22 protein-coding genes and 2 pseudogenes are annotated in these 26024 nt (G+C 71.5%); 13 read left to right on the top strand and 11 right to left on the bottom strand.

Annotation, left to right across the window (positions count from 1 at the left end; genetic code table 11):
* From ABZT93_RS26135 to ABZT93_RS26120, 4 genes and pseudogenes are all read left to right on the top strand, one after another.
* Positions 1-225, top strand: a pseudogene (locus ABZT93_RS26135) (MBL fold metallo-hydrolase); the annotation flags it as partial.
* Between the two features lie 2 nt (positions 226-227).
* Complete coding sequence (locus tag ABZT93_RS26130) at positions 228-638, top strand: nuclear transport factor 2 family protein (RefSeq protein WP_356108869.1); 411 nt, start codon at positions 228-230, stop codon at positions 636-638.
* A 34-nt stretch (positions 639-672) separates the two neighbouring features.
* A complete protein-coding gene (locus tag ABZT93_RS26125) occupies positions 673-1053 on the top strand; it encodes a nuclear transport factor 2 family protein (protein ID WP_356108866.1) in 381 nt (126 codons plus the stop codon).
* 117 nt (positions 1054-1170) lie between these two features.
* Positions 1171-2322, top strand: a complete 1152-nt coding sequence (locus tag ABZT93_RS26120; RefSeq protein WP_356108864.1) for an ABC transporter substrate-binding protein — start codon at positions 1171-1173, stop codon at positions 2320-2322.
* Between the two features lie 398 nt (positions 2323-2720).
* Here the strand turns inward: ABZT93_RS26120 and ABZT93_RS26115 are convergent, their stop codons facing one another.
* The 4 genes from ABZT93_RS26115 to ABZT93_RS26100 form a co-directional block, all read right to left on the bottom strand.
* Complete coding sequence (locus ABZT93_RS26115) at positions 2721-5375, bottom strand: RICIN domain-containing protein (RefSeq protein ID WP_356108862.1); 2655 nt, start codon at positions 5373-5375, stop codon at positions 2721-2723.
* Positions 5376-5938: 563 nt separating this feature from the next.
* Positions 5939-6070, bottom strand: coding sequence for a hypothetical protein (locus ABZT93_RS26110; protein ID WP_356108859.1), 132 nt, complete (start codon positions 6068-6070; stop codon positions 5939-5941).
* A gap of 493 nt (positions 6071-6563) precedes the next feature.
* Positions 6564-9005 (bottom strand): ABC transporter permease, encoded by a 2442-nt coding sequence (locus ABZT93_RS26105; protein ID WP_356108858.1) that lies wholly within the window; start codon positions 9003-9005, stop codon positions 6564-6566.
* Positions 8999-9736: an ABC transporter ATP-binding protein gene (locus ABZT93_RS26100; protein WP_356108855.1), complete on the bottom strand. Its 738-nt coding sequence runs from the start codon at positions 9734-9736 to the stop codon at positions 8999-9001. Before ABZT93_RS26100 ends, ABZT93_RS26105 begins: the two co-directional genes overlap by 7 nt.
* 740 nt (positions 9737-10476) lie before the next feature.
* Here ABZT93_RS26100 and ABZT93_RS26095 point away from each other — a divergent pair.
* From ABZT93_RS26095 to ABZT93_RS26070, 6 genes and pseudogenes are all read left to right on the top strand, one after another.
* Positions 10477-11757 carry a sensor domain-containing protein gene (locus ABZT93_RS26095; RefSeq protein WP_356108896.1) on the top strand — a complete coding sequence of 427 codons (1281 nt, stop codon included), beginning with the start codon at positions 10477-10479 and terminating at the stop codon, positions 11755-11757.
* A 17-nt stretch (positions 11758-11774) separates the two neighbouring features.
* Positions 11775-12389, top strand: coding sequence for a response regulator transcription factor (locus ABZT93_RS26090; RefSeq protein ID WP_356108851.1), 615 nt, complete (start codon positions 11775-11777; stop codon positions 12387-12389).
* A 20-nt stretch (positions 12390-12409) separates the two neighbouring features.
* Positions 12410-12601: pseudogene (locus ABZT93_RS26085) on the top strand (hypothetical protein); the annotation flags it as partial.
* An 87-nt stretch (positions 12602-12688) separates the two neighbouring features.
* Entirely contained in the window at positions 12689-14173 is a 1485-nt protein-coding gene (locus ABZT93_RS26080; protein ID WP_356108848.1) for a DUF2252 domain-containing protein, read from the top strand.
* 187 nt (positions 14174-14360) lie between these two features.
* Positions 14361-15182 carry a J domain-containing protein gene (locus tag ABZT93_RS26075; RefSeq protein WP_356108845.1) on the top strand — a complete coding sequence of 274 codons (822 nt, stop codon included), beginning with the start codon at positions 14361-14363 and terminating at the stop codon, positions 15180-15182.
* Positions 15183-15238: 56 nt separating this feature from the next.
* Complete coding sequence (locus ABZT93_RS26070; RefSeq protein ID WP_356108894.1) at positions 15239-15568, top strand: rhodanese-like domain-containing protein; 330 nt, start codon at positions 15239-15241, stop codon at positions 15566-15568.
* Between the two features lie 206 nt (positions 15569-15774).
* Here ABZT93_RS26070 and ABZT93_RS26065 read toward each other — a convergent pair whose 3' ends face one another.
* The 6 genes from ABZT93_RS26065 to paaA form a co-directional block, all read right to left on the bottom strand.
* Entirely contained in the window at positions 15775-16917 is a 1143-nt protein-coding gene (locus ABZT93_RS26065) for an acyl-CoA dehydrogenase family protein (protein WP_356108843.1), read from the bottom strand.
* Between the two features lie 100 nt (positions 16918-17017).
* Positions 17018-18076: a 2Fe-2S iron-sulfur cluster-binding protein gene (locus ABZT93_RS26060; RefSeq protein ID WP_356108840.1), complete on the bottom strand. Its 1059-nt coding sequence runs from the start codon at positions 18074-18076 to the stop codon at positions 17018-17020.
* Positions 18076-18603, bottom strand: a complete 528-nt coding sequence (paaD, locus tag ABZT93_RS26055) for a 1,2-phenylacetyl-CoA epoxidase subunit PaaD (protein WP_356108837.1) — start codon at positions 18601-18603, stop codon at positions 18076-18078. The genes ABZT93_RS26060 and paaD overlap by 1 nt, the downstream gene beginning before the upstream one ends.
* The gene (paaC, locus tag ABZT93_RS26050) at positions 18597-19346 is read right to left on the bottom strand and encodes a 1,2-phenylacetyl-CoA epoxidase subunit PaaC (protein WP_356108834.1); all 750 of its coding nucleotides are present in this window, start codon (positions 19344-19346) and stop codon (positions 18597-18599) included. Before paaC ends, paaD begins: the two co-directional genes overlap by 7 nt.
* Entirely contained in the window at positions 19343-19630 is a 288-nt protein-coding gene (paaB, locus tag ABZT93_RS26045; protein WP_356108831.1) for a 1,2-phenylacetyl-CoA epoxidase subunit PaaB, read from the bottom strand. Before paaB ends, paaC begins: the two co-directional genes overlap by 4 nt.
* Positions 19627-20637, bottom strand: coding sequence for a 1,2-phenylacetyl-CoA epoxidase subunit PaaA (gene paaA / locus ABZT93_RS26040; protein ID WP_356108825.1), 1011 nt, complete (start codon positions 20635-20637; stop codon positions 19627-19629). The genes paaB and paaA overlap by 4 nt, the downstream gene beginning before the upstream one ends.
* 314 nt (positions 20638-20951) lie before the next feature.
* Here paaA and ABZT93_RS26035 point away from each other — a divergent pair, with 314 nt between their 5' ends.
* The 3 genes from ABZT93_RS26035 to ABZT93_RS26025 are packed head-to-tail and all read left to right on the top strand — an operon-like array spanning position 20952 to position 24258.
* Positions 20952-22028, top strand: coding sequence for a DUF5819 family protein (locus tag ABZT93_RS26035; protein WP_356108822.1), 1077 nt, complete (start codon positions 20952-20954; stop codon positions 22026-22028).
* Positions 22025-23515, top strand: a complete 1491-nt coding sequence (locus ABZT93_RS26030; protein WP_356108819.1) for an HTTM domain-containing protein — start codon at positions 22025-22027, stop codon at positions 23513-23515. The genes ABZT93_RS26035 and ABZT93_RS26030 overlap by 4 nt, the downstream gene beginning before the upstream one ends.
* Positions 23512-24258, top strand: a complete 747-nt coding sequence (locus tag ABZT93_RS26025) for a TrmH family RNA methyltransferase (protein WP_356108817.1) — start codon at positions 23512-23514, stop codon at positions 24256-24258. Before ABZT93_RS26030 ends, ABZT93_RS26025 begins: the two co-directional genes overlap by 4 nt.
* Here the strand turns inward: ABZT93_RS26025 and paaN are convergent.
* Positions 24255-25946: a phenylacetic acid degradation protein PaaN gene (gene paaN / locus ABZT93_RS26020; protein ID WP_356108814.1), complete on the bottom strand. Its 1692-nt coding sequence runs from the start codon at positions 25944-25946 to the stop codon at positions 24255-24257. The genes ABZT93_RS26025 and paaN overlap by 4 nt on opposite strands.
* Between the last annotated feature and the right edge of the window lie 78 nt (positions 25947-26024).

Genomic DNA, 26024 nt, shown 5'->3' with positions numbered 1-26024 from the left:
CCGGAACTGGTCGTGCCCGGCCACCGCCTCCCCGGCACCGCGGCCGACGGCTCCGCCATCACCGCCACCCGCGCCTACCTCCTCGCCTTCGAGGAGGAACTCGGCAAGGCCGCCGACGGTGCCGCGCTGAACGACGCCCTCGTCAAGCGCTTCCCGGACAACGGCATGCTGATCGCCGCCCAGATCGGCTCGAAGGTCGCCAAGGGCGAGATGAAGTGGGGCTGACCATGAGTGAGTTCGCCACCTCCACCGCGCCCGCCGACGTCGTACGCCGCCAGTACCTGGCCTCGGCCGCCGGCGACCTGGACGCCCTGCGCGCCACCCTGGCCCCCGACGTGGAGTGGACCGAGATGGCCGGCTTCCCCCTGGCCGGGACCTATCGCACGCCCGAGGGCGTCACCTCGAACGTCATGGAACAGCTCGGCAAGGAGTGGGACGGCTGGGCCGCCCACGACGACACCTACGTCGTCGACGGCGAGAACGTCGTCGTCCTCGCCCGCTACACCGCGACCAACAAGGCCACGGGCAAGCCGATCGACGTCCGCGTCGCCCACCACTTCATCGTCCGCGGCGGACTCATCGTCCGCTTCGAACAGTTCGTCGACACGGCGCTCGTCCGCGAGGCCATGAACGACTGAGTCGTACCGCACCACCGCGAGGCAGGAGACAGACATGTCCGCTGCGGACAACAAGGCGCTCGTGACCGCCTTCTACGAGCAGGCATTCAACGACTACCAGCCCGAGGCGGCCGCCACCGCACACCTCGGCGAGAGCTACACCCAGCACAACCCCGAGGCGCAGGACGGCCCGGGTGCCTTCGTCGGCTATGTGCACTGGCTGCGCGGGCAGTTCCCCGACCTGCGCCTGGACATCAAGCGCGTGATCGCCGAAGGGGACTTGGTGGTCACCCACAGCAACCTGCACCTCAAGCCCGGCGACCGGGGCATGGCCGTCGCGGACTTCTGGCGCGTCGCCGACGGAAAGATCGTCGAGCACTGGGACGTGATCCAGGAGGTGCCCGAGAAGAGCTCCAACGACAACACCATGTTCTGACCCCACAGCAGCAGCACGGCACCCGTGCCGTACCCGGGCGCCGTGCTGCTCCGCTGTCGTGGTCCAGCCGCCCCACACAGACAACCGAACAGAACAGACAGAGAGGCTCCCCCCACCATGACCAGCCTTCCCAGCCGACGCCGCCTGCTTGCCACCGGAGCGGGCGCCGCTCTCGGTCTCGGTGTCGCCGCTGCCTCCGTCACCCCCGCTCAGGCCGCCACCGGCCAAGCCTCTGCGGGGCGCGTGGCGACAGGCGGCGCCGAGGAGAAGCGGACTCTTGACGAGCTCTACCAGGCGGCCCTCGCGGAGGGCGGCAAGCTCGTGCTCTACGCCGGTGGTGACATCTCCAGCCAGGCGGACGGAATCCGCAACGGCTTCAAGAGCCGGTTCCCGGACATCGACCTGACAGTGGTCGTCGACTACAGCAAGTACCACGACGTCCGCGTCGACAACCAGTTCGCGACCGACACCCTGATACCCGACGTCGTACAGCTCCAGACCGTGCAGGACTTCGTGCGCTGGAAGGAGCAGGGCCGCCTGCTCGCCTACAAGCCGGCCGGTTTCTCCAAGCTCTACGCTCCCTTCAAGGACCCGCACGGCGCATGGGTCGCCGTCCAGGTCAGCGCCTTCAGCTACATGTACGGTCCCGCCGCGGTCGGCTCCGACATCCCCAGCGGTCCGCTCGACCTGGCCGACCCCCGCTGGAAGGGGAAGATCGCCTCCTCCTACCCGCATGACGACGACGCGGTCCTCTACCTCTACACCCTCTACGTGCAGAAGTACGGTTGGGACTGGCTGGCTCGACTGGCCACCCAGGACCTTCAGTTCGCCCGCGGCAGCTACACCCCGAGCGCGGCCGTCACCAGCGGCCAGAAGGCCATCGGCATCGGCGGCTCCGGCGCGCCGCTGTCCACCGGGCCGGTCAAGTGGGTGCTGCCCGAGGAAGCGCCGTTCATGTCCTGGGGACAGCGGGCCGCGATCCTCAAGCAGGCCAAGAACCCCACCGCCGCCAAGCTGTACCTGAACTGGCGGCTCTCCGTCGAGCAGCAGAAGGCCGCCACCAACGGCTGGTCGGTCCGCACCGATGTCACCCCGCCGACCGGGCTGAAGCCCGTCTGGGAGTACCCCAACGGCAACCTCGACGGCTTCCCTCGCTTCATGGCCGACCGCGCGGCGATCGAGCGCTGGAAGCAGACCTTCGCCCTGTACTTCGGTGAGGTGAAGGGCGACCCCTCACCGGGCTGGCTCGGCCTGCACCCCGGAGCCTGACCGCCGACCGGTGCCGCCCGGCCCCGCACTCCCGGCGCGATGGGCCGGCGGCCCGGCAACTCCTCTACCAGGGCAAATCCCCCACCGCGCCGGCGAACACTCCCTACGACCGAGTGCCGTACCGACCGGGCGTCCTCACCCTGAAGCACTGACCTACCCGGCCCCCGGCGATTGTCCTCGTGATCGGGTGCGTTCTGCCGGCGCGGAGACGAGCGGTTCACGGCATGGGCAGTTCCACCTGCGGACCGACACTCACCGCCTCGAAGAAATCCCAGCCGCACGGCGGATTTCTTCTTTCGTGGACTTTCACTGTGGGTCCGGCGCGACGCACTACGACGCCCCTGCGGATACTCGGGGCCGCGGGCTGTTGTGCCTGCGGCCCCGCTCGCATGTTGGGGTCAGGACGGGTCGCCGTACTGCAGACCGCGTCCGTTGGTGCCGATGTAGACGCGCCCGAAGGTGTCGGGGTCGCCGGTGATGACGCCGAGGCTTCCGATGGCGCCCCACTGGTGGGCGTCGTCGTTGATGCGGAGCCAGGTGGCGCCCTTGTCGGTGGAGCGGAAGACTCCGGTGACGTCCTTGACCGTGCCGATCAGGTACAGAGCCTGGTAATCGGCGCCCGGTGCGGCCTTGCCGAAGCCGAGGGCGGAGGCGGACTTCACCGTGGTCAGTGCCGTGAAGGTGCGGCCGCCGTCGGTGGAGTGCAGCAGCCCCCTGTCACCGCCGGCGATCCACAGGTCCCCGGCGATGCCGGGGACGGCCGTGAGCCGGCCGGAGGGCAGGTTGCCGGCCCGGGCGGTGAAGCTCGCGCCGCCGTCGGTGCTGGCGTAGAGGGTGCCGCCGGACACGGAGTAGAAGGTGCTGCCCGAGGAGCGGTCGGCGACGACCTCGGCGCCGGTGCCCAGGCCGCTGACCCTCGACCAGCTCGAGCCCTTGTCGGTCGAGCGGTACGGGACCTGACCGTCCTCGGTCCAGACGATGGTGGAGCCGTCCGCCGCAAGCGCGACATGGCCCATTTGGGAGCTGCCGACCGGCTCCGCCTTGAAGCCGTTCCAGCTGCTGCCGCCGTCGGTGGAGTAGGCGCCGTCCTGCTCGCCGCCACGGCCGACGCGGACCATCATCGAGGGGTTGGACTGGGCGAAATCGATGTCGGTGCTGCTGCTCATCAGCGGGTTCTTCAGCCTCCCGGCGGGCTCCTCGGTCAGGGAGCCGCCGTACCGGAAACCGCCTTGGTCGCCCATGGAGGTGATGAGGGTGGCGCCGCCGGGCGGGGCGATCGCGTCCGCCAGCGAGGTCTCCTCCAGCCCTTCGGCCCCCGGTGTCCAGTGGCTGGTGCCGCCGCTGTCGGAGGCGCCCGCGTCCTTGCTGCGCCAGATGCCGTTGCCGGTGCCGTACAGCACGTGCCCGGAGTCGAAGGGATCGATGGCCAGGGCGGTCATCCAGTGCCCGATGCCGGTACCGACGTAAGGAGCGGCGGAGGCGTCCCGCACCGACTTGTCGGCCAATGCCTTCCAGGTCGCACCGCCGTCGGTGGTGCGGTAGAGCTCGTCCTGGGGCCACCAGCGGTCAAGGGTGGTGACCATCACCGTGGACGGCTTCTGCGGGTCGACGGCCAGACCGGAGAACCCGTAGCCGCCGTTGGACGGGGAGACGTTCTTCCACGCCCCGCCGGCCGGGGTGTACTTCCACACCGAACCCGCGGTCACACCGTTGGGTCCGAGGGCGTCGGTGTACGTCAGGTACAAAGAGCCGTCGCCGGAGACCACGCCGTGCTGCGGCATCTGCCCGGTGGGCTGCCCGGGGACGGCCTGCCAGGTGCTGCCGCCGTCGGTGGAGCGGTACAGGGAGGTGGACTTGTCGCCGACGCCGACGTAGACCGTCTTGCTGCCGGCCGGGCCGTAGGTCACGAAGGAGATGCCCCCGCCGCTGCCCGCCCCGCCCTTGACGGGGAACGAGGAGACCTGGCTCCAGGTCGCGCCGTAGTCGGTGCTGCGCCACAGACCGTTCTTGCGCGTGCCCAGCAGCAGGGTGCCGTGGTCCGCGGGGTCGATCACCAGCCGTTCGCCCGCTCCGCGGCCGTCCTCGTTGCCGCCCAGCTTGAAGGGCAGATCGGTGCGCTGGAAGGTGCGGCCACGGTCGGTGGAGCGCAGGATCGCGCCGTTGCCCGCCCACTCGTTGGTGTAGGTGCCCGTCGAGAGGTAGAGCCGGCCCGGGTCGACGGGGTCGGTGGCCAGCGAATCGATGCCCAGCAGGTTCCAGTCCTTCTCGCCGATCCAGTCGGTCAGCGGGATCCACTGCTCGGCCCCGGTGTCCCAGCGGTAGGCGCCGCCCATGTCGGTACGCGCGTACAGCAGACCCTTCTCACGCGGGTTGAACACCAGGCCGGTGACGTAACCGCCGCCCACCACCTGGGCGTTCTTCCACGCATAGGGTCCGGACGCAGGCTTGGCGTCCGCGCTGCCGGCTCCACCCGCCAAGGGGGCGGCCATCTTCACCAGCTTCCACTGCTGGTTGGTGCTGCCCCGGCCGGGAAACTGGATGACTGCCGCCCCGTTGGCCGAGGAGCCTCCGGAGACGTCCAGGACCTGTCCGCTCCTGCGGGAGGTGAGGGTGACGGCGTCGGAACCGCTCACATCGTCGATCCGCCATTGCTGGGAAGGGGAGGAGCTTTCGGTCTGCTGCTCAGCGGCGGCCGACCGGGCGGTTGAATTGCCCGCTATGCCCAGGACCTTGCCGCTGTTGCGGTTCACCAGCTCGTAATGGCCGTCCCCCATGGGCTTCAGCTTCCACTGCTGGTTGGCGGTGCGTTGGTCGGTCCACTGCTGGATCCGGGTGCCGTCGGCGGTGGAGAAGCCGTTGACGTCCAGCACCTTGCCGCTGCGCACGGAAACCAGCTCGTAGTAGGCATTGCCGTCGACCGTCGCGGCCTGCGAGTCCTCCTGCACGAACAGGAGATACGGCACGACGGCGAGGGGCGCGCCAAGCAGCACAGCGGTGACGGTCCAGCGACGGCGATGACGCCCGCGGCGCCCGCCGTGCGTGGGGTTGTTCATGGGGAGGTGTTCTCCTTGTGTGCCGTTCACCAGAGGTAGCGGATCCAGACACCGGAACTGGCTGGATCTGATCTCTTGTGGTCACAGGCTCCGCAAAGGGTTGCCTCGAGCCGGAAACCTTTTCGGCGGTCGTGCGGACGGCCGTGCTCTTCACCGATGGTGACGTGGTCGGTCCGTGTGAGGGTGACGTCGGTGACCAGGACCCGATTCATGCGTTTGCGTTCCCGCTTCGGGGTGGCCGGGTCGCTCCAGAGCCGGGGGAAGTCGGCGGCCGGCGCGGTGATCCTGGCCCGGGTCTCGGGCGAGAGCGGGCGATCGCGGTGTTCTTCGCGCGCTCGTACTCCTCGGTGGCCTCGGCGAGTTCACGCAGGGCCTCGTTCCAGTCGGCCTCCAGGGTGTCGGCGACCAGCCGGTTGGCGGGGTCGACGACCAGACAGCGGCGCCTGGCGAGGTCGGCTCGTGACGTGCGCGTTCGACGCCGACGGCGGGGAGCCGGCCGGCTTCCTCGGTGCGGGCGGCCGGCTCTTCGCTGACCCGCAGTTCGACCTCAAGGGTGAGTGGGGTCAGGGGGCCGGCAGCAGTTCGCCGACAGCCGCGTCGATCTGGTCACCGGCCATGGTCCGGCAGACGGGGGCGGCGTTGCGGATGCCCTCGAACTGGCAGAGACGGACGGGCTTTCGGTGCCGGCGGCGCACGGTCGTACTTTGCCTTTGGAGACCACCCCCTGCAGCAGTGCTGTGCCCCTCGCGGGGCGGGGAGGCTTATGCGGTCGCTGCCTGGGCGGACCGGGGCATGTACGGGACGCTCAGGAGCTATCTCACGGGTGGGGGCCTCTTTCGTCGGCCCCGGGTCCGTGCTGCACGCCTGCTTCACGCCCCTTTTCGCGTGTCACCTCACTGACCCCGGAGGTCCAGGAGGGCCTGCGGGGGATCTTCGACGACGAGGACCTGCCCACCAACCACTACGGCGACGGCGCCCGCCCTCAAGTCGAGGGCAGCCGACCGTTGTTTCACGTGAAACATGCGCTGTACCGCCGTGGCGGAAGCGTGAGGTGCGGCTGTACGACGATCGGGTCGCCCTGCGAGAGGCGGCCCGGCCACCGTTCCGCCCGTGAGTCCCGGGATGGGCTCGCGAGCGGGTGGCGCCGACCGGGACGGGGGGAGGTACCGATCGGCGCCGGTCTGGAGGTCACTCCCGAATGCCGGCCAGTTCCACCGCCCGGCGGCGCATGGCCAGCCCGGCCGGGACGACGGAGAACACCACCGCGAGCACGGCACACGCGCCCACGGTCGCCCCGAGCTCCGACCACGGCATCATCACCGGGCTCCACACCGACAGCAGGCCGAGCGCGCTCCACATGCCCGCCAGGTTGAGCCCGGCGACCAGCAGTCCGAGCACTCCGCCGACCGCGACGACCATCAGTGCCTCGCCGGCGACCAGCCGCAGCACCTGCCACTGGGTGGCCCCGGCCAGCCGCAGGACGGCCAGGTCGCGCACCCGGTCGGAGGTCGCCATGACCATCGTGTTGGCCAGGGAGATCCCGGTGTAGAGGAGGGCGATGCCGAGAACCAGCATGAAGCCGTACCGCGTGGTCCGGTCGGTCTCGGGACGGCTCGCCCGCACCCACTGGTCCTTGGTGAAGACATGTCCGCCGGCCTTGGTGAGCGCGGCGGCCACGGCGGCCGGGTCGGCGCCGTCGGCGAGGGCCGCGTCCACCCGGTCGACGCTCGCGCCGGGGGCGTTGGCGGGGGTGACGTAGGCGCCGTTGTCGCCGGTGCCGGTCGTCATCACCGCGGCGATCCGCAGCGACTTCTTCGTGCCGTCGCCGAGCCAGACGTCCACGTTCTGTCCGACGGTGTGCTTCTCCCACTCCTCGTTGACGATGATCGAGTCGTCGTCGAGATCGCTCACCTTCCCGGCGGCCAGTGGCAGGTGCACGGTTTTGGCGAGCGGGGCCGCCTGGGCCGCGCGGGCCTCGGACTTGACGAGGGCGACACCGTCCTCCAGGACGTACACGGCACTCGACGAGGTGGCCGAGACCACGGCACCCTTCGTCGCACGCAGCCGGGCGAGTGTCGCCGCGTCGAACCCGGCGTCCCCGGCCGGAGTGACGACGAACGAGGCTGCCGTCTGTTCACGCGTCTCGGTTGCCTTCGCCTCGTTCAGGGTGGCCGTGGCGCCCAGCAACGAGCCCGCGAGAGCGACGGTGACCAGGACGGGCGCCGCGATGGCAGCCGTACGACGGATGCCCGCGGCCGCGTTCTCCCGCACCAGCATCCCGCCCGCGCCGGGCAGTTGGGCCGGCAGCCAGGCGATCAGCCGGGTGAGGGGACGCACCAGGATCGGCGCGAGCAGCGCGACCGCGGTGATCAACAGCATCGGACGGCTCACATAGGTCTTGCGGTGCAGCAGCTCGCCGGGGTCGGAGACCAGGGCGAGCCCCAGCGTCACCGCCGCGGTCAGCAGCAGACCTGCCCCGAACAGCCAGCGGCCCCAGGTCATCGCCTTGGTGTCCACGGACGCCTCGCGCAGCGCCTGGGCGGGCCCGGTGCGACCGGCCCGCCAGGACGCGGCGATCACCCCGAGCAGCGCGACGAGCAGACCGGTCCAGAAGGCCATGTGGTACGGCCAGGTGAAGTCACCGATGGTGAACCAGCTGGGTGCGAGACCACCGTCGACCACCCACGCGGCTAGCGCGAGGGCGCCGTACGCGCCCAGCACACAGCCCGCCGCCGAGGCCGGCACGCCGACCACCAGGGCCTCCGCGAACACCGTCCGGCGGATCTGGCCGGGTGTGGCCCCCGCGGTGCGCAGCAGTCCGAACTCCCGGCGCCGCTGGGCTACCGCGAAGGCGAACGTGGACGCCACCACGAACACCGACACGAACGCGGTGACCCCGCCGGCGGTGCCGAACATGGCGTTCATCGCGGTGAGCGCCTCGCTGTCGCGGTCCGGATCGGCGTCGGCGAGACGGCGGTCGGTGCCGGTCAGGACCTGGAGATCCTGGCCCCCGACGACCTCGCGCACCTCCGCAGCGTCTGCCTTCACCACCACCTGTGTGCTCTTCGGCGACAGCACGGCGGCCCGGGCGTCGGTGTAGAAGACGGCGTCCTCGAAGCCGCGTGAGGCGAGGGTTCCGACGACCGTCGCGGTGCCGCGGTCGGTCGTGACGCGCTCACCGGGCCGCGCCCAGTCGCCGGTGACGACGACCTCGTCGGCGCCGCGGGGAGCGCGGCCCCCGTCGATCTCGTACGGCGCGAAGGCGGCCGTGGACCAGGGGTGGCCGACCAGGTCGCCGGGGGCCTTCGCGGACCGCACCGGGAAGGAGCGGTCCGCGACGACCGTGCCGAGCCGCCGTAGCTTCGCCACGGTCTCCTCGGGCACCGCGCGCGGGTGGGCGAGTTTCTGGGTGCGGTCACCGATCGGGGTCGGCACCGACAGGGTGTCCTGTCCCTGGACGACGACCGGCGCCGCGGCGAACCGCTCCGGCTGCCGTTCGGGCGCGTCCAGGGAGGAGGCGAGGGCCAGACCCATCACGGCGAGCAGCGCCACGCCCAGCGAGAGCGCGACGAAACTGCCGACGTAGGTGACCCAGCGGGTGCGCAGGGTGCACAGGGCGACGCTCAGCACGGCACGCCCTCCAGCTTGGTCATACGTGCCGCGATGTCGTCCGCGCTCGCCCCGATCAGCTCGCCGTTGACCCGGCCGTCGACGAGGAAGGCCACACGGTCGGCGTAGGCGGCGGCCACCGGGTCGTGGGTGACCATGATGATCGTCTGTCCCCCGCGGTCGACCATGGAGCGCAGCAGTGCCAGCACCTCACGGCTGGTCTGCGAGTCCAGGGCGCCGGTCGGCTCGTCGCCGAAGAGGACCTCGGGGCGGGTGATCAGGGCGCGGGCCAGGGCGACACGCTGCTGCTGGCCGCCGGACATCTCGGTCGGCCGGTGCCGGGCACGGTCGCCGAGACCGACCTGCTGGAGCACCTCGCGGACTTGGGACTTCGGCACCCGTCGGCCGGCCAGCCGCAGCGGCAGGGCGACGTTCTGCTCGGCGGTCAGCGCGGGCAGCAGGTTGAAGGCCTGGAACACGAACCCGATGCGTTCGCGGCGCAGCAGCGTCAGCCTGGTCTCACTGAGCGTGGTCAGCTCGGTGCCGCCCACCGAGACCGAGCCCGAGGTGGGGCGGTCCAGGCCCGCGGCGCACTGCAGAAGGGTCGACTTGCCGGAGCCGGAGGGGCCCATGACGGCGGTGAAGGTGCCATGCGGGAAGGAGAGGGAGACCTGGTCGAGGGCGGTCACGGCGCTGTCGCCCGACCCGTAGCTCCTGCTGACGGAACGCAACCGGATGGCGTCGTTGTTCATCTGTCCCCACTCGTTCGGTGTCGCTCCTCCCGCACACCCGGGCGGGACGGAGGTTCGGGTCCGGTGCGCCGGCGCCGGCACGGCCTATGTGGGCTCGGCCGGGCGCCGGGTCCGGTGTTGCGCTGGGCAGGTGGCGGGTAGCGGGTGGCGGTGGCGGGTGGCAGGTGGCGGGTAGCGGGTAGCGGGTGGCTGCCGTGGCGAGAGGGTGCGTGAGCCGCAGCCGGGGCGGTGTCACCCAGGTCCGGCGGGCGAGGATGCCGACGCCGCCGTACACCGCCATCTGCTTCACCGGCCAAGCCGTCATCCGGGTGCCGCCTCTCTCGTCCTTGCGGTGACTCCACGAAACCGCGTGAGGACACTCGGGCGCAGTGCGGCAGGGACGAGACTTGGGGGTAGGGCTGGGCATACCCACGGGGCTCGGGCCGGCTCACCTTGCTCCCGCGAGGGGGCGCCGTGGGGTCCATCGCGGGGGAGCGGGCCAACTCGCTCAGCGTGCCCTGGTGCTTGGGGGCGGCCGCTCGGACGGCCATGACCCGTCGTAGGAAGGCCGTACCGCACTACAGCTGCCCGGACGCCCGTACGGCGGACCCGCGCCCCGGCGCTGACCTGGCCGGATCCCGTCGCTTCCGGGCCGGGGGTATGGCCGGCCCTACCCCCGGCCCGCACCCTGGACCCATGGCCGGGCGCAGGGCCGTCCTTCTACGGTGATTTCCATGCACCCTCGGAATGTGTGGCAGGCCATGTCCCGGCCGGGCTTTCTGCTGTCGGCGTGGCCCTGGCGCGCGGTCGGCTATCTGCTGACCGGCGTGATCATGGGGGTTCTCACCCTGGTCGCGCTGGTGACGCTGGCGGCCGTCGGCGGGGCGCTCGCCATAGTGCTCGTCGGGCTGCCGCTGCTGATCGTGCTGGCCCTTGCCGGCCTGCCGGTGGCCTGGGTGGAGCGGCGCAGGCTCGGCCTGGTCGACCTGGGCCCGGCACCGGACCCGCACCAGGCACCGGCCACCGAGGGACTGAGGTCCTGGCTGACGAACCGGCTGAAGGAACAGGCCACCTGGCGCGAACTCGCGTACACCGTGCTGTTCGCGTGCCTGCTGTGGCCGCTGGACGCGCTGGTGGTCACGGTCGCGCTGATCTTCCCCCTCTCCATGGCCGCCACCCCGCTGCTCATGGCCACCGTCGGCGAGGGCCGTGAGACGAAAGTACTCAAGCAGTGGACGGTCACCACCTGGCCGACGGCGTTCGGGGTCGCTGTGCTCGGTGTGCTGCTGCTGGCTCTCGGCGCCTACGTCCTGGGCGTCGCGGCCGGCGCCCGCGCCGAGCTGACCCGGCTGCTGATCGCCGACCGGGACGGTGACCTGGGCGCCAGAGTGGTGGAACTCAGCCGGTCGCGGGTGCGGCTGGTGGACGCCTTCGAGGCGGAGCGCCGGCGCATCGAACGCGATCTGCACGACGGTGCCCAACAGCGCCTGGTCGCCCTGACCATGACCCTGGGCCTGGCCCGCCTCGACGCCCCGCCCGGACCCCTCGCCGACCAGCTCGCCAAGGCCCACGACGAGGCGGGCAAGGCCCTCGTGGAGCTGCGTGAGCTCATCCACGGCATCCACCCGAAGGTCCTGGCGGACTACGGCCTCGGGGCCGCCGTGGCCGACGCGGCCGACCGCTCCGTGGTCCCTGTCGACGTGGACCTGCCGCTGCCGGGACGGTTCGAGCAGGCGGTGGAGGCGGCCGCGTACTTCGTGGTCTGCGAGGCCCTCGCCAACATCGCCAAGCACAGCGGGGCGGACCGCGCCCAGGTGCGCGGAGGCCACACGGGCGGGCGGCTGGTCCTCGAGGTGCGCGACGACGGCCGCGGCGGCGCCGACGCCTCGGCGGGCAGCGGACTGACCGGACTCGCGGACCGGGTGTCGGTCCTGGATGGCACACTCTCCCTGTCCAGCCCGCCGGGCGGACCGACCCTGCTCTGTGTGGAGTTCCCTTGCGAGGTGACCGAGTCGAGCGAGACGGCCGATCGCTTCGCGTAGTCCTGGCCGAGGACAGCGTGCTGCTGCGGGAGGGACTCATAGGCCTGCTCGGCCGCTGCGGGCACGAGGTCGTCGCAGCGGTCGGCGACGCACAGGCGCTGATCGAGGCCGTCGAGGAGCACGGCCCGGACATCGTGGTCACGGACGTCCGTATGCCACCCGGCTTCCAGGACGAGGGCCTGCACGCGGCGGTCCGCCTGAGGGAGAACCGCCCCGCGCTGCCGGTGCTGGTGCTCAGCCAGTACGTGCAGCGGACCTACGCCTCCGAACTCCTCGACTCCGGTGACGGCACGGGTGTCGGCTATCTCCTGAAGGACCGCGTCGGCCAGGTCGAGGAGTTCGTCGACGCACTGTCCGAGGTCGCGGACGGCGGCACGGTCGTGGACCCCGAGGTCGTACGGCAGTTGCTGCGCCGGCGCCGGGACCCGCTGGAGCGGCTCACCCCACGCGAGCGGGAGGTCCTGGCGTTGATGGCGGAGGGCAGGTCCAACGGTGCCATCGCTCGTGAACTCGTCGTCTCCGAGGCGGCGGTGGGCAAGCACATCGGCGGCATTCTGACGAAGCTCGATCTGCCGCCGGCGGACGAGACACACCGACGGGTGCTCGCGGTGCTCGCGTATCTGCGTGCGTGACGTCGCCTTTCGTCGCCGGCCTGGACAACGCGTTCTACGCCGACCTCAAGCAGGTCTGCGCCGCGTACTCCGGCGTCAGGAAGACGTCGTGCCACGCGAGGGCGAAGACGTCGTGCCACGCGAGGGCGAAGACGTCGTGCCACGCGAGGGCGAAGACGTCGTGCGACGCGACGGCGTGGACGTACTACCAGACGGTGGACAAGCTGGGCTGAGCGCCGTGCAACCGGTGTGGACAACCGCGAGGTTGTCCACAGGGTCTGACGCGTTTCGGCTGGTGGTTGTACGGTCTGCACGAGTTGATGTTCTTGCGAGTCACGGGGGAGGCGGTCGCGGTGACCGAGGCCGGTGTGGAGACGACGGCCGGGGGGCCGGCTGGTGAGGTGGCCGGCGCGGCGGCCGGGGCCCGGCGCCCCCGGGTGCGCGGCTTCGCCCAGTGGCCCGTCGAGGGCTCGCCCAAGAAGGAGGGCAAGGCCCTGCGGGAGAGCGTCCCGCGCAGTGCCCATGCGGCGCTCGACCTCGACATCTCCCGCCCCGGCGCGGTCGAGGCGGTCGAGGAGTCGAGCCAGGGCCGTATCCCCGAGCTCACGCCGATCCGGGTGGGCCGGATGGCGGCCACGCCGTTCGCCTTCCTGCGCGGCTCGGCCGGCCTCATGGCCTACGACCTGGCCCGCACCCCGATGACCAGGATCCGCGCCCAGATCTGCGGTGACGCGCACGCGGCGAACTTCGGCCTGTACGGCGACGCCCGCGGCGACCTGGTCATCGACCTGAACGACTTCGACGAGACGGTGCACGGCCCCTGGGAGTGGGACCTCAAGCGGCTCGCCGCCTCCCTGGTCCTCGCGGGCCGGGAGATCGGCGCCGACGAGGACATCTGCCGCGCGGCGGCGCACGGAGCGGTCGGCGCGTACCGGCGCACCATGCGGCTGCTCGCCAAGCTCCCGGTGCTGGACGCTTGGAACGCGATCGCGGACGAGGAACTCGTCTCCCACACCGACGCCCATGACCTGGTCGGCACGCTGGAGCGGGTCTCGGAGAAGGCGCGGGCCAACACCAGCGGGCGTTTCGCGGCGCGGTCGACGGAGCTCACCGAGGACGGCGGGCGGCGCTTCGTGGACGCCGCGCCGGTGCTGCGCCGGGTCCCCGACGAGGAGGCGGCGGCGGTGGCCGCGTCCCTGGAGCACTACCTGACCACGCTCTCCGAGGACCGTCTCCCGCTGCTGGCCCGCCACGCGGTGCACGACGTGGCGTTCCGCGTCGTCGGCACGGGCAGCGTGGGCACCCGCTCCTACGTCGTCCTGCTGCTCGACCACCGAGGCGAACCGCTGGTCCTCCAGGTCAAGGAGGCCCGGCCCTCGGCCCTCCTGCCGCACCTGGTCGCCGCGGGCTTCGACGCCCCGGCGGTCGACCACGAGGGCCGCCGGGTGGTCCTCGGCCAGAAGCGCATGCAGGTAGTCAGCGACATCCTGCTGGGCTGGACGACCGTGGAGGGCCGTCCCTTCCAGGTCCGCCAGTTCCGCAACCGCAAGGGCAGCGTCGACCCGGCCGCCCTCTCCGCCGACCAGATTGACGACTACGGCCGTATGACGGGCGCCCTCCTGGCCCGCGCCCACTCGCACAGCGCCGACCCCCGCCTCGTCTCCGGTTACTGCGGCAAGAACGACGAGCTCGACGAGGCCATCGCCACCTTCGCCGTCACCTACGCCGACCGCACGGAGGCGGACCACGCGGAACTGGTGGCGGGGATCCGCTCGGGGAGAGTGGCTGCGGAGCCGGGAGTGTGAGGAACGGGCGGTGACGGTAGGTGTCCGACTGAGGGAGCGCACACCTACCAGGGGGCGCGAGACCGAGTCGATGTGCTGCTGCCGCCGCGCGGGCGCGACCAGCCATGATGAACCCGCGCCCGCCCGACAACCCGGCCCGGCATTTCGGATGGCGCCCGCCTCGGGCCGACGCGGTTACGCTGTCCGGATGACGTCCCCGGAAACCGACCCCCACGGCGCTGCCGCCGAAGGCGCAGGCACCGCCCGGCTGGCGCAGGCCGTGCGGGCCGCCGAGCAGGCGCTCATCGAGTACGAGATCGCGGTGGAGACCTTCCGCATCGAGGTGGAGAACTTCTCCCGCCTGCACCACCAGAAGCTCGGCCCCATGTACACCCGCCTCGACGAGCTGGACGCGCAGATCGCGGAGATCCGGGCCGCCCGCAGCGGCGACCCGGAGGATCTGCGCAAGGCGCAGGAGGCCCGCGCCCGCGTGATGCCGATGCCCGGCGTCGAGGAGCTGTTCCACGGCTGGATGGACGGCGAGGGTCTGTTCCCGGAAGCCGCCGCGATGCTGACCGAGCAGCCGGTGCAGCCCCCGCCGCGGGTGCGTCCGAGCGACGAGGCCCGCAAGCTCTACCGCGAGCTCGCCCGCAAGGCCCACCCGGACCTCGCCCAGGACGACACCGAGCGGGCGCGGCGCGAGGAGTTCATCACCCGGGTCAACGGGGCCTACTCCCGAGGCGACGAGCCTCTCCTGCGGGAACTGGCCGAGGAGTGGGCCGCCGGTCCCAAGCCGCCGGAGCAGGGCCCCACTCCCAGCGAGGAGCTGTACGCCCGCCTCGAATGGCTCGCCCGGCGCAAGGAACTCCTCTCGGTGGTCGCACGGGATCTGGAGGAGAGCGCGATCGGCTCCATGCTCCGGATGGCGCCGGACGACCCGGACCGCCTCCTGGAGGAGATCGCCGAGAAGCTCCTGGCCGACGTCTCCACGCGCGAGGCGGAACTCACGGAGCTGCTCGCGCAGGAGTGACCGGCCGCGTCCCGAGAGCGTCAGGTAGCGTCGACCCCATGAATTTCGGTGCTGGTGTGCCCACGGTCCAGGTCACGGACCTCAAGGACGGCGATTTCCTGCTGGACGTCCGCGAGGACGACGAGTGGCAGGCGGGTCACGCCGAAGGGGCGCTGCACATCCCCATCAGTGAGTTCGTGGCCCGCTACGGCGAACTGACCGAGGCCGCCCCGCAGGACGGCCGCGTCAATGTGATCTGCCGGTCCGGCGGCCGCTCCGCCCAGGTCACGATGTACCTGGCCCAGCAGGGCATCGACGCCGCGAACGTCGACGGCGGCATGCAGCTGTGGGCCGAGGTGGGCCGCCCCATGGTGACCGACGACGGCCGCCCGGGCTTCGTCCTCTAGCTTCGGCGGACCCCCGGCAGCCGCCGGCAGTCCCCGGCCTGGGCCGGACCAGGCCCGGGCGGAGGGTGCTCAGTGGTCTCCTCCGCCCGGGTTGAGGTCGTGGCGGCTCGCGTGGCGGGCCGGCTCGCACGGCGCGAGGGTCGCGGCGGACACCACGCGCGTCCAGCCCGGGCCGCAAACCGCGGACACATCCCCGCGGTTTCGCCTCACCCCAGGGGATGCGCCGCCAGCAGATCCCCCAGCGCCTCCTCGTGCGCCGCCGCCGGGCCGAGCGCAAGCTCCAGATGCTTGGCCCAGGCGTGGTACCGGTGCAGGGGATAGTCGACGTCTGCGCCGAACCCGCCGTGCAGATGCTGTGCCGTCTGCACCACCCTCCGGACCCCCTCCGACGCCCAGATCTTCGCCACGGCGACATCCCCCGTGACCGGCAGCGCTCCCTGCGCTCCCGAGGCGATCCGCCACGCCGCCTGCCACAGCGTGACCTCCATCGCGCGCAGGTCGATGTAACGATCGGCGGCCTGCACGGCCACGGCCTGGAACGTGGCGACCGGGAACCCGAACTGCTCCCGCTCGCTGGTGTATTCACTGCTCATCCGCAGTACTCGCTCGCCCAGCCCGAGCGCCAGCGCACAGGTTCCCGTGGTCAGCAGATCCCGCAGCCACTCCCACGCGCCCTCGCCGTCGATCACGTTCCGCGCGGCGATCCTCACCGACTCAAGGCGCAGCTCGCCCAGCCGCTCCCCGCTGGTGGAGAACTGCTCGCCGAGCGCCACCCCGTCATGGACCCGGGGCACCAGCGCGCAAACGGTCCGGCCCGCGGCCGTGTGCGCCGGTACGACGACGAAGTCCGCGTCGTACGCCCACGGCACCGCCGTCTGCAACCCGTCCAGGATCCAGTCGGCGCCCTCCCCCTCCTCCTGCCGCGCGCTGACGGCGAGTTCGGCCGGGTCGTGCCCGGTGCGGCCGCTCGCTGCGACGGTCAGCACGACCTCCCCGCGCCCGGCCCGCTCCAGCAGCTCCCCCTTCAACTCCGGCCCTCCGTAAGCCTGTACGGCCGCCATGGCCGCGCTGCTCTCCAGCAGGGGCACCCGCGCCAGCACCTTCGCCGACTCACGCAGCACCAGGCACAGGGCGACGGTGTCCAGGCCCGCCCCGTCGTACTCCTGCGCCAGCAGCAGGCTCAGCAGGTCAGCGTCCGCGAGCCTGGCCCACAGCACGCGGTCGAACTCGTCGGCCACGGCTCCCGGGGTCAGCGCCGGAGACGGCACGGCGTCCGGCGCGACGTCGGCGAACACCCCCCGCGCCGCTTCGGCCGCCGCCTGCTGCTCCTCGCTGAAGGTGAAGTCCACGGTCCCTGTCCTTCCGACGGGTCGGCAGATCGGGTCAGCTGATCTGACGGTCCGTCAAGATAGAACAGGTTCTAGGAGAAGGGAACGGGCTCCCCCAGGGCTACCTGTCGAAGTCCAGCTCCACCTTCTCCGTCACCGGATGCGACTGGCATGCCAGCACATAGCCCGCCTGTGTCTCCTCCGGCTCCAGCGCGAAGTTGCGGTCCATGCGCACCTCGCCCGAGACCAGGAAGGCCCGGCAGGTCCCGCACACCCCGCCCTTGCAGGCGTAGGGCGCGTCGGACCGGTTGCGCAGCACCGTCTCCAGCAGCGACTCACCCTGCTGGACGGGCCAGCTGCCGCCGCGTCCGTCGAGCCGGGCGGTCACCGTGCTGTGCGCGGGCGCGGGGACCGTCTGTGCCGGGGCGGTACCCGCGTCCACGTGGAAGATCTCCTCGTGGATCCGGGTACGGGCGACCCCCAGCTCCCGCAACGCCTTCTCCGCACCCTGCACCAGCCCGAACGGCCCGCACAGGAACCACCCCGCCACCCGCTCCACCGGCAGCAGCGCCGGCAGCAGCCCGGTCAGCCGCTCCCGGTCGAGCCGCCCGGACGGCAGCCCCGCCTGCTGCTCCTCCCGGGAGAGAACCGTGACCAGCTGGAACCGCTCGGGGTGGCGGTCCTTCAGGTCGGCGACCTCCTCCAGGAACATCGTGGACGCGGAAGTACGGTCGCTGCGGATCAGACAGAACCGGGCCGCGGGCTCGCGCGCCAGCAGCGTCGCCACGATCGACAGCACCGGGGTGATGCCACTGCCGCCGACGATCGCCGCGTACAGACCGGGCGCCGGGTCGAGGGTGAACCGGCCCGCCGGTGTCATCACCTCCAGCTCGTCGCCGACGTTGATCTCCTTGAGGGCGTATGCAGAGAAGGCGCCGCCCTCCACCAGCCGCACACCGACCCGCAGTTCGCGTGGTCCCTCTCTGTCGGGCGCCGGGGAGCAGATCGAGTAGGTCCGGCGTATCTCCTCGCCGTCGGCCGTGCGGCGCAGGGCGAGATGCTGGCCCGCGGAATGCCGGAACTCCTCGCGCAGCTCCGGCGGCACCGTGAGGGTCAGGGCCACGGAGTCGTCGGTGATCCGGTCGACCGCGGCCACCGGGAGCGGGTGGAAGCGGGCCATCACAACTCCTTGAAGTGGTCGAACGGTTCACGGCAGTCCAGGCACCGGCGCAGCGCCTTGCACGCCGTGGAGGAGAACCGGCTGAGCAGTTCGGTGTCGGCGGAACCACAGTGCGGGCAGAGGACGGCTTCGGTCGCGGCGTCCAGTGTCCGTGTCGGCCCGAGAACCACCGCGACCGGCCCGGATGCCGCCACGGCGCGGGGTGGCGCTATGCCGAACTCCAGCAGCTTGCGGCGCCCTTCGGCCGTGATGTCGTCGGTCGACCAGGCGGGCGCGAGCACGGTGCGGACGGTGACCTCCCGCACGCCGTGTTCGCGCAGCACCCGCTCTATGTCCAGGGACATCGCCTCGATCGCCGGGCAGCCGGTGTACGTAGGCGTCAGTTCGACCTCGACCGAGTCCGCGTCCCGGACATGCACCGCACGCAGTACACCCAGCTCGCGCAGGGTCAGCACCGGCAGTTCGGGGTCGGGCACCGAACCGGCGAGCGCGAACAGCTCGGTCTCCAGCGAAGTGAGCGTCACCATGACGCCCCCGGGTGACTGCGGTGCAGGTGTTGCATCTCGGCGAGCATCCGCCCGAAGGACTCGGTGTGCAGGCCCTGTCGTCCCGCCCCGGCGGCCCACGCGCCGGTGCGCGGCCCTTCGGGGACGCTCAGGCCGGCCCGGCGCAAGGTGTCACCGACGGAAGCGAGCCAGGCGGCCTCCATGTGCTCCCGGTCGACATCCACTGCCTCCACCGGCTGGAACATCTCGCCGGTGAACCGCCACAGCGCCTCGCACGCGCGCAGCATCCGCGCGCGGCTCTCCTCGGTGCCGTCGCCGAGCCGCAGGGCCCACTGCTCGGCGTGGTCGCGGTGGTAGGCGACCTCCTTGACGGCCTTCGCGGCCAGCGGGGCGAAGGGGCCGTCGCCCGCGGCCAGTTCGGCGTAGAGCAGGTGCTGGTAGGTGGAGAAGTAGAGCTGGCGGACGATGGTGTGGGCGAAGTCGCCGTTCGGCTGCTCCACCAACTGGAGGTTGCGGAAGGAGCGCTCCTCGCGCAGGTACGCCAGTTCGTCCTCGTCGCCGGCCATGGACAGCAGCAACCGGGCCTGGCCGAGCAGGTCGAGGGCGATGTTGGCGAGGGCGACCTCCTCCTCCAGGACGGGGGCGTGGCCCGCCCACTCGCCGAGGCGGTGCGAGAGCACCAGCGCGTCGTCGCCGAGGGCCAGGGCGGCCGCCGTGGGGATCGGGGCGGGCGCGGGAGCAGCCGTCGTCTCGGGTGTGGTCACAGGTGCTTCACCCCCTCCGGGATCTCGTAGAAGGTCGGGTGCCGGTACGGCTTGTCGGCGGCCGGTTCGAAGAACGGGTCCTTCTCGTCGGGCGAGGAGGCCGTGATCGTGGACGAGGGCACGACCCAGATCGAGACGCCCTCGCCGCGCCGGGTGTACAGGTCGCGGGCGTTGCGCAGGGCGAGCTCCGCGTCCGGGGCGTGCAGGCTGCCGGCGTGGGTGTGGGAGAGTCCGCGGCGCGAGCGCACGAAGACCTCCCACAGGGGCCAGTCGGTGTTCGTCATGCGCGCGTCGCTCCTGTCTCGCCGGTGTGCTTCGCCGCGTAGGCCGCGGCCGCCTCCCGCACCCAGGCGCCTTCGTCGTGCGCCCGCCGGCGCTGGGTGATCCGCTCTTCGTTGCACGGCCCGTTGCCCTTGAGGACCTCCCGGAACTCCGTCCAGTCGATCGGGCCGAAGTCGTGGTGCCCCCGCTCCTCGTTCCACCGCAGGTCCGGGTCGGGGAGCGTGAGGCCCAGGGACTCGGCCTGGGGGACGCAGATGTCGACGAAGCGCTGGCGCAGCTCGTCGTTGGAATGCCGCTTGATCTTCCAGGCCATCGACTGCGCGGAGTGCGCGGACTCGTCGTCGGGCGGACCGAACATCATCAGGGAGGGCCACCACCAGCGGTCCACCGCGTCCTGGGCCATCGCGTGCTGCTCGGGTGTGCCGTTGCTCAACGCCAGCAGCAGTTCGTACCCCTGGCGCTGGTGAAAGGACTCCTCCTTGCAGATACGGACCATCGCGCGGGCGTACGGGCCGTAGGAGCAGCGGCACAGGGGGACCTGGTTGGTGATCGCGGCGCCATCCACCAGCCAGCCGATCGCGCCGACGTCCGCCCAGGTCAGGGTCGGGTAGTTGAAGATCGAGGAGTACTTCTGGCGGCCGGAGTGGAGCTTGTCGAGGAGCTCGTCACGGCCGGTGCCGAGGGTTTCCGCCGCGCTGTAGAGGTAGAGGCCGTGACCCGCCTCGTCCTGGACCTTGGCCATCAGGATGGCCTTGCGGCGCAGGGAGGGTGCACGCGTGATCCAGTTCGCCTCCGGCTGCATGCCGATGATCTCGGAGTGGGCGTGCTGCGCGATCTGGCGGACCAGGGTCGCGCGATAGGCGTCGGGCATCCAGTCGCGCGGCTCGATCCGCTCGTCGGCGGCCACGGCGGCGTCGAAGACGCTCTGGTACGCCGTGGTGTCGCCGACGGCGTCCTGAGCGCCGTACATCCGTGTGCTCGCCGTCTGCTGCGCGGCTGCTGTCGCCATGAGGCCCCCTCGACCTGGGCTCCGCCGGAACCTGCTCCCGACCGATCGTTCGGTTCGTGCGATTCCATGGTGTGCCGGGCGCCGTAAGGTGTCAACCGCTGTGGAAAACCCACGGGGCAGCCTGTGGAAAACCGGGGGCGGAGTGAGAACGGCCACGGCGGAGTCGGTCGGCAAGGGCTGTGCGGGGCGGTCCGGCCTGAGTACCGTGCCGTGCGAGCCACCGCGGTGAGGCGGGTGCGGGCGCCGACAACCGGGCGCGGACGCCCCCTGCGGCCGGGCGGCGGTGGACGGACCGGAATCGGGAACGGGGCGGAATGGACGCGTACGACGGAGGCTCGAACGCCCGGCGAGGACCGGGCGCCGCGAGCGAGCCGGGCGATGCCCCTGAGTCGAAGGAGCCAGGAGGTCCTGAGGGTCCTGAGGGGTCTGAGGGTCCTGAGGGGTCTTACGGTCCGGAGGGAGCAGAGGGGGCGGAGCGGCCCTACGGTTCGGAGGCGGCGGAGGGACCCTACGATCCGGAGGGGGCAGAAGGGACGGAAGTTGCTGACGGTTCTGATGCGTCAGGTGAGCCGGATGCGTCTTCCGAGGCGCGAGACGTGGCCTACCCCGCGCCGGATCGCGAGCCCGCCGATCTGAGGTCGGCCCCGCACACCCGCGCCTCCGACCACGCCGCGATACGCCCCGCCCCGGCCCCATGGCCCGCCCCCTACTACGATCCTGGCCTCGACCCCGGCCCCGCCGCCCGTACCGGCGTGGCCGCCCTCTCCCTCCGCTATCAGATCGGGGTCGCCCTGGCCCTCGCCGTCGTGGCCGTCGCCGTCTGTGTGCACATCGGGATGGTGTTCCTGCACGTCGCGCCGCCGAACACGATGACCAAGCAGCACGGCGGGGCGGTGGACGACTGGGTCTACCCGGAGTTCGAGCAGAACTGGAAGCTCTTCGCGCCGAACCCCCTCCAGCAGAACATCGCGGTGCAGGTCCGGGCCCGGATACGGACAGTCGACGGCAGCAGCCGTACGTCCGGCTGGTACGACCTGTCCGCCCAGGACGGCCGGGCCATCGACGGCAATCCGCTGCCCAGCCACACGCAGCAGAACGAGCTGCGCCGGTCCTGGGATTTCTTCGTCGCCACGCACGACGCCGACAACCGCCCGGTCGGTCTGCGCGGCACCCTGTCCGAGACCTATCTCCGCCGCATCGTGGTGCTGCGTCTGGAGCGCGACCACGCGACCGCGCGGGGCGACGTCCTTGTGAGCGTCCAGGTGCGCTCCAGGACCTCCAACGTCCCTCCACCGAAGTGGAGCGAGGAGAAGGTGTCGGTGCAGCCGTCCTACCGTGAGCTGCCCTGGTGGGCCGTGACGGCGGACGACACCGAGGGGAGCGCCCGGTGAACCGGTTCGCCCTGGCGGTGTCCACCGGCATCGCCCGCATCACCGGGGCCGGCCTCGGTGCCTACCAGACCGCGATGATCCGTATCGGTTTCAGCGCGACCTGGCTGCTGTTCCTGCTGCGCGAGTTCCCGCACCGCCAGGAGCTGTACGGTCCGGAGGGTCCGTGGAGCTGGAACCTCGCCGAGCAGCTGATCTCGATCAACGGCGCGTTCACGGCCCTGATGTGGTCGGACGGCCAGTTCTGGTTCGAGACGGTCTATCTCCTCGCCGTCGTGTCGAGCGTCCTGCTGCTGCTCGGCTGGCGCACGCGCACGATGTCCGTGGTCTTCATGGTCGGCGTGCTCTCGCTCCAGAACCGGAGCATCTTCATGGGCGACGGCGGCGACAACGTCCTGCATCTGATGTGCATCTACCTCGTCTTCACGCGCTGCGGCCAGGTTTGGTCGCTGGACGAGAGGCGGGCTCGGCGCACTCGGGAGGCACGCGCGCGTGGAGAGCGCGTCGTGGACCGTGTCGGCCCGGCCCTGTGGGGTGTCCTCGGGCTCGTGCTGGTGGCGACGGCCTTCCTGGACAGGCTGAACGGCGACCCGTTCGTCCCGGTGCTCCTGTGGGCTCTGTGGCTGGCGCAGGCCCTGTGGTGGGTGGTCGGACGGTTCACCCGGTCCGGGCAGTCGCGGATCATGCTGGACGTCGTCGCCGACATCGTCCACAACGGCGCCCTGCTCGTGATCATGACCGAGGCCTGTCTCATCTACGCGACGGCGGGCTGGTACAAGATCCAGGGCTCCCGCTGGCAGGACGGCACCGCCGTCTACTACCCCCTCCACCTGGAGTCCTTCTCGCCGTGGCCCGCCCTGGCCGACCTGCTGTCGGCGAACGGCGTCATGGTGATGCTGGTGACGTACGGCACGGTCGCCGTACAGGTCGCCTTCCCGTTCACGCTGTTCAACCGGCGGGTCAAGAACGTCCTGCTGGCCGCGATGATCACCGAGCACGCGGTGATCGCGGTCGTCCTCGGACTGCCGTTCTTCTCGCTGGCGATGATCGCTGCCGACTCGGTCTTCCTGCCGACGACATTCCTTCGCCGGCTAGGCGACGGGGCCGCACGCGCGCGTGCCCGACTGTGGGCGCGCTTCGCGGGCGTGGGCGCATCGGGCCCTGGCCCGCTCGGTCGGCGCGATCCGAAGGGACAACGCGGTCCGAAGCGACAACGCGATCCGAAGGGACCAGGAGGCCCTGAGGACCCAGGAGGCCCTGAGGGGCAGCAGGGTCCAGAGGGACAACGGGGTCCAGAGAGACAACCAGAGCCCGACGGACAGCGCGCTCCCAGGCGGCCGGGTGCACCGAAGGAGCCGGCGTCCGCTAAGACCCCGCGACCTGCCGACGGCCCCGGCGAAAACACCGACGCCAACCCCGGCGAGAACGCCGACGCCAACCCCGGCGACCCCGAGAACCCCGATCCCCGGCACGTAGGCTTCCCCGCATGACCGGTCCCGATCCCGTGAGCCTGTGGCGTCGGCTCGCCGACACCTCCGTGCTGCTCGACGGTTTCCACGCCCTCAAGCACGCCGTGCGCTTCGGGGCCGAGGTCCCGGTGGCGGTCGCCGTCGACCGGGGCGCCGCGCTCGCCCTGGCGGAGGAGTTGGCGCCGGACGTACGGGACACCCTGGACGAGCTGCTGACACAGATCCCGGAGTCGGCGTACGCGTCCCTCGTGCCGCGCCCGCATCCCACGGCGGTCGCGGCCCTGGCCGTACGACCGTCCCGGGACGCTCACCTGGAGAAGCTGGCGCACACACCGCGTACCGCCCCCGTGGTGGTCCTCGACAATCCGCGCAACCTCGGCAACGCCGGCGCCGTGATCCGGCTGGCCGCGGGCTTCGGGGCCACCGGCGTGGTCACCACGGGCACACTCGACCCCTGGCACCCGACCGTCGTACGCGGTGGGGCGGGCCTGCACTTCGCGACCGCGGTGGAGCGCCTGACGGTCACCGAGCTGCCACCGGGCCCGGTGTTCGCCCTGGACCCGGAGGGCGACGACATCCGGGGCGTGAAGCTCCCGGACGACGCCGTCCTCGCCTTCGGCTCGGAGCGCAGCGGACTGTCGCCCGAACTACGCGCGCGTGCCGACCACCTGGTCGCCCTGCCGATGCGCCCCCAGGTATCCAGCTACAACCTGGCGACCAGTGTGGCGATGACCCTCTACCACTGGAGTCTCGGCGGCTCCTAGGCCTCCCGGCGCACCTCGACCACCCGGAACCTGTTGGCGACGAACGCGCCGTCGCACAGCGCGGAGTTGGCCGCGGGGTTGCCGCCCGATCCGTGGAAGTCGGAGAACGCGGCCGTCTGGTTGACGTACACCCCGCCGACGAGGTTCAGCGACAACTGCGCCGCCTCCTCCAGGCAGACCTCCCGGACGGCCTGCTCGACCTCCTCGTCGGAGGTGTACGCGCCCACCGTCATCGCGCCCTTCTCGCGGATCGTCCGGCGCAGCAGCTCCACCGCGTCGGCCGCCGAGTCGACCGCGACGGCGAAGGAGACGGGTCCGAAGCACTCGCTCATGTAGGCGGCCTCGTCGTCCGGCTTGGCGCCGTCCAGCTTGACCACGACCGGCGTGCGCACGACCGCGCCCGGGAACTCCGGGTTGGCGATCTCCCGCGAGGCCAGGGCGACCTCGCCAAGGCCCGCCGCGGCCTCCAGGCGCTCCTTCACGTCCGGGTTGACGATCGCGCCCAGCAGCGCGTTGGCGCGCGCGTCGTCGCCGAGGAGGCCGTCGACCGCGCGGGCGAGGTCGGAGACCACCTCGTCGAAGGTCTTGGGACCCTCGTCGGTGCGGATGCCGTCCCGCGGGATCAGCAGGTTCTGCGGGGTCGTGCACATCTGGCCGCTGTACAGGGACAGGGAGAAGGCCAGGTTGGAGAGCATCCCCTTGTAGTCGCCGGCCGACTCCACGAGCACCGTGTTGACGCCGGCCTTCTCCGTGTAGACCTGCGCCTGGCGGGCGTTGGCCTCCAGCCAGTCGCCGAACGCCGTCGAGCCGGTGTAGTCGATGATCCGGATCTCGGGGCGCGTGGCCAGTGTCTTCGCGATGCCCTCGCCGGGGCGCTCGGCGGCGAGAGCCACCAGGTTCGGGTCGAAGCCGGCCTCGCCCAGGACGTCCCGCGCCACCTGGACCGTGAGCGCGAGCGGCAGCACCGCGCGCGGGTGCGGCTTCACCAGGACCGCGTTGCCGGTGGCCAGGGAGGCGAACAGGCCCGGATAGCCGTTCCACGTAGGGAAGGTGTTGCAGCCGATGACCAGGCCGATCCCGCGCGGGACGGGCGTGAACTGCTTGGTGAGCGCGAGCGGGTCGCGCTTGCCCTGCGGCTTCGTCCACTCCGCGGTGTCCGGGGTGCGGACCTGCTCCACGTAGGCGTACGCCACCGCCTCCAGGCCGCGGTCCTGCGCGTGCGGGCCGCCCGCCTGGAACGCCATCATGAACGCCTGGCCGCTGGTGTGCATGACGGCGTGCGCGAACTCGTGGGTCCGGTCGCTGATCCGCTTGAGGATCTCCAGACAGACCACCGCGCGGATCTCCGCGCCCGCGTCCCGCCACGCCTTCTGGCCCGCCCTCATCGCGGGCAGCAGCACATCCACGTCCGCGTGCGGGTACTCGACGCCCAGCTCGATGCCGTACGGCGAGACCTCGCCGCCCACCCAGTCGTCGGTGCCGGGCTGGCCGAGGTCGAGGCGGGTGCCCAACAGCGCGTCGAAGGCGGCCTTGCCCGCCGCCATGTCCAGGCTGCCGTGCTCCCCGTAGGCCTTGGGGTGCTCGGGGTGCGGGGACCAGTACGCGCGGGTGCGGATCGCCTCCAGCGCCTGGTCGAGGGTGGGCCGGTGCTCGGCGATCAGCTGGTGTGCGGTCAGTTCGGCGGCCATGCGGGACCAACTCCTCGTCTTTCGAACTCTTCGTCGAGCTCATGACCTGGGCAGAAACATGGGCAGGAACAGCCAGTC

It is taken from the genome of Streptomyces sp. NPDC005303 (assembly GCF_040607335.1).
Taxonomy (GTDB): Bacteria; Actinomycetota; Actinomycetes; order Streptomycetales; family Streptomycetaceae; genus Streptomyces.
This window is presented reverse-complemented; position numbering and strand designations above follow the sequence as displayed.